At 58.9% G+C, this 3,959-nt stretch carries 3 protein-coding genes and 1 pseudogene; 3 read left to right on the top strand and 1 reads right to left on the bottom strand.

Annotated features, from left to right (window positions below; genetic code table 11):
- The 3 genes and pseudogenes from Q0349_RS05650 to hflC form a co-directional block, all read left to right on the top strand.
- Positions 1-377, top strand: a pseudogene (locus Q0349_RS05650) (GTPase HflX); the annotation flags it as partial.
- A 14-nt stretch (positions 378-391) separates the two neighbouring features.
- Positions 392-1,642, top strand: a complete 1,251-nt coding sequence (gene hflK / locus Q0349_RS05645) for an FtsH protease activity modulator HflK (protein WP_298079904.1) — start codon at positions 392-394, stop codon at positions 1,640-1,642.
- A gap of 15 nt (positions 1,643-1,657) precedes the next feature.
- Positions 1,658-2,653 carry a protease modulator HflC gene (hflC, locus tag Q0349_RS05640; RefSeq protein ID WP_298079903.1) on the top strand — a complete coding sequence of 332 codons (996 nt, stop codon included), beginning with the start codon at positions 1,658-1,660 and terminating at the stop codon, positions 2,651-2,653.
- 360 nt (positions 2,654-3,013) lie between these two features.
- Here the strand turns inward: hflC and Q0349_RS05635 are convergent.
- Positions 3,014-3,959 (bottom strand): putative Ig domain-containing protein (locus Q0349_RS05635; RefSeq protein WP_298079902.1); only part of this gene is annotated, 946 nt, incomplete at its 5' end.

Below are 3,959 nucleotides of genomic sequence, written 5' to 3'. Positions count from 1 at the left end.
CCGCCGACGTCCCCACCCTGCGCGTCTATAACAAAATCGACCTGCGCGGCGAAGCCCCGCGCGTCAAGCTGGGCGCGGACGGCAAGGCGGAAGCCGTCTTCCTCTCTGCACTGACCGGCGCGGGGGTGGAATTGCTCACCGACGCCATCGTCGCCCACTTCAAAAGCGACGAAAAAAGCGGCTGGCTGCACCTCGCGCCACACGAAGGCGCACTGCGCGCCGCGCTCTACGCCGAACACGCCGTGCTGGAAGAACGCAGCGCCGCAGACGGCAGCCAATGGCTGCACATCCGCCTGCGCGAAAAGCATTATCACCAGATACAATCAAAGTATAATCGCCGCTTTGAACTCCAAACCCATACAGACCTCAACGAATAAGGAACCCGCAACCCATGTTCACCTTCTTGCTCGGCTACCTGAGCCGCCGACCACAACCGGTCGCGATGGCACAAGACCCCTGGGGCAACGACAACGACGGCAACAAAAAAAACGACCAGCCGCCGGATCTGGACGAATTCTTCAACAAACTGCTGCGCCGCAACCCGCGCCGTAGCAACAATAACGGCGACAACAACGGCAGCCCCGCCACCTTCCGCCTCTCTGGCAAAATCATCCTGCTCATCCTCGCCGCCGCCTTCGTCGCCTGGCTGTCGAGCGGCGTTTACACCGTGCGCGAGCGCGAAAACGGCGTCGAAACCTTCCTCGGCCGCTACCTGCGCACCACCAAAGCCGGCCTCAACTGGCACGTCCCCGCGCCCTTCGGCCAAGTCAGCAAAGTGGACGTCACCTCCATCTCATCCATGCGCGTCGGCGAATTCAAGAGCCAAAGCGGCCGCGTCAGCACCAGCGACCAGCGCAACGGACAAATGCTGACCAGCGACGAAAACATCGTCGAAATCGGCGCCGCCGTGCAATACCGCATTCGCGACGCGAAAAACTACCTCTTCCAGGCAAACCAGCCCGAAGAAGTGCTGCGCGACATCGTCATCTCCGCCATCCGCGAAGTCGTCGGCAGCAACACCGTGGACGACATCCTCATCGACAAACGCGGCGAGTGGCCACAAGAAGCCAAACAAATCATCGAAAAAACCCTCGAACAATACAACCTCGGCTTTGAAATCGTCGCCTTCGAACTGCAAGACGCGCGCGCGCCGGTCGAAGTCCAAGACGCCTTTGAAGACGCCGTGCGCGCCCGCGAAGACGAAGAACGCCTCGGCCTCGAAGCCGAAGCCTACGCACGCGAACGCATCCCGGTCGCCAGAGGCGAAGCCAAACGCCTGCTACAGGCCGCGCAAGCCTACAAAGCCGAAACCCTCGCCCGCGCCGCCGCCGACAGCAGCCGCTTCAACAACCTGCTCGCCGCCTACCGCGAAAACCCGGCGGTCATGCGCGAACGCCTCTACCTTGACACCATGGCTGGCATCTACGCGCACAGCAACAAAGTGCTGGTCGATGCCGACGGCGCGCGCCCCATCATCAACCTCGGCGACGCCCCGGCCACCACCGCCCTGCCCGCCCTCCAGGACGACAACAGCGCGGCAGACAACAGCACCATCACTGTCCAGCCCGCCGCGCCCACAACCGGCACCCCCCGCACCCCGGCCAGCAACAACAGCCGCAACGACCGCAGCCGCAGCCGCTAACGCCAGGAAACCCGCATGAACCACAAAACCAACGCCCTCATCGCGGCCCTCATGGTCGCCCTCGTCATCCTCGCCAGCAGCGCCTACATCATCAACGAACGGCAAATCGCCGTCGTCACCCAATTCTCGCGCCTCATCAGCACCGACGACGAAGCCGGACTCAAATTCAAAGTCCCCTTCGTGCAGAACGTCGAACGCTTCGACGCCCGCATCCAGCGCCTGGACGTTGAACCCGAACGCTTCATGACCAACGAAAAAAAATGGCTCATCGTGGACTACTTCGTCGAATGGCGCATCAAGGACATCCGCACCTTCTACACCAGCGTCCAGGGCAACTTTGACCAGGCAAGCCGCCTCCTGGACAACATGGTCAAAGAAAACCTGCGCGGCGAATTCGTGCAGCGCTCCGTCAAAGAAGCCATCTCGCAAGACCGGGGCACCATCATGGACGCCGCCAGCAAACGCATCTCCAGTCAGGCAGAAAGCCGCTACGGCATCGAAGTCCTCGGCGTGCGCCTGAAACGGGTGGACTTCTCCGACGAAATCCGCGACCGCGTCTTCGACCGGATGCGCGCCGAACGCGAGCGCGTCTCCAAAGACTTCCGCGCGCGCGGACAAGAAAAATCCTCGGTCATCCGCGCCACTGCCGAACGCGAAGCGGCAGAACTGCTGGCCAAAGCACGCGAAGAAGCCGACATCATGCGCGGCGAAGCCGACGCCACCGCCGCCAAACAATACGCGGCCGCCTACGGCGCCGACCTCGACTTCTACCGCTACTGGCGCAGCCTCAACGCCTACCGCGACAGCCTCGGCGGCAGCACCCTCATCGTCAAACCGGACAGCCGCTACTTCCGCTACCTGAACGGCGACGACACCCCGCCGGAAACCGAAGCCGACAACACCCCTGCCGCCCTGCCCGCCCCGGCGCTCAACCCCGTCCCCGACCCGGTCATCCCGCCCGAAGCAGCCACCACCGCCCCGGCAAAAGACCAAGAACCGGTGCTGCCATAAACCCGCCCCCACGGCTCACAACACCATTTACATACACCTTGAGCGCTCAGGGGTGGTTAGGGCGAAGCCCGTAACCACCCGCCACACGAAACGGGCGGTTTCTCGCTGCAAGAGCAATAACTTGGCGCTGCGCCAACCGCCCCTACCGGATCCGTTTACATACACATGGAGCGCTCAAGTGTAGTATAGCCATCCACCGAAAGTTTCAGACAAGACGCGCCGCTAGTGGCGCAACACAGTATGAGGCTTTCGGTGGATAGCTATAGCTACGCCACCTCATCGTACAGCGTTTGTGAGGATGACTATAACAACAAGCCCCTGCGAACAGGGGCTTTTTCATGGCCAATAAAGACGCCGCAATCAGAGATTGCCCGCTGCCAGCAACGGGCGTGGTTGCAAGTCCGGTGTGGCTAACGCATCCAGCGGCTGCGCCTGGCTATTCAGTGAAGCAATCGCCTGGTTCATCTGCAACGCTTGGGCAGCGGGGTCCGTATAGTTCCCCTGCGGTGGATTTTGCGCGCCGGTCAAGGAATTAATGGCGTCATGGTCAAGCGTCATGCCGTCGGCAAAGTAAATACTGTCTATTTGCCAGCCCGGCTGGAAATGGTTGGTAACGGTGATTTGGTTGTTTCCATCCTTGCTACGCAAGACGAGATTGTTGCCTTCGCGACGGATGTCAAAATCGCTGCGGTTCATGTCGCTGAAATCAATACTGTCATGCCGTCTCGCTCCGGTATCGTGGTTGTTGATGATGTCATTACCGTCTCCGCGTGCGAAATGGTAGATGTCATTACCGCTCCCACCATCCAAAACATCATTTCCTTTATCACCGTACAAATCATCATGAAGATTGCTTCCAGTAATTGTATCATTGCCGCCATAACCATGAATTATCATATTCATTCGCGGCAATCCTCCTTTTAATATATCGTCATTATCGGTACCGTTTCTTCCACCTCTTCTAAACTCGCCTCTAATTAGTAGTACACCGCTGGTAGACGCGCCTGCCTTGTCGGTAGCCGTTATTCTGACGTAATAATCTTTTGTCTCACGAGCAAAAGGCAGAGTCCCAGTTAAAACACCCGTTTCGGCGTTTATGGAAAGCCAGGAAGGCAATGGCTGACCATCACTCATTTCAGCACTAAAGGTTAATTTGTCGCCTTTATCTATATCCCGTATATAGGTTCGCGAATTACATTTTATTTCTCCGCCACTATTCGTGCTGTGCAAAGAGAAAGGAGCACTTATATACGGCGCATCATTGACGTTAATCACATTCAGCGCAAGGTGTTGGCTGGCACTGCCG

The organism is uncultured Cardiobacterium sp. (genome assembly GCF_938028185.1).
In the GTDB taxonomy this organism is placed as follows: Bacteria; Pseudomonadota; Gammaproteobacteria; order Cardiobacteriales; family Cardiobacteriaceae; genus Cardiobacterium.
The sequence above is the reverse complement of the archived record's forward strand: the minus strand, read 5'-3'. Positions and strand labels throughout refer to the sequence as shown.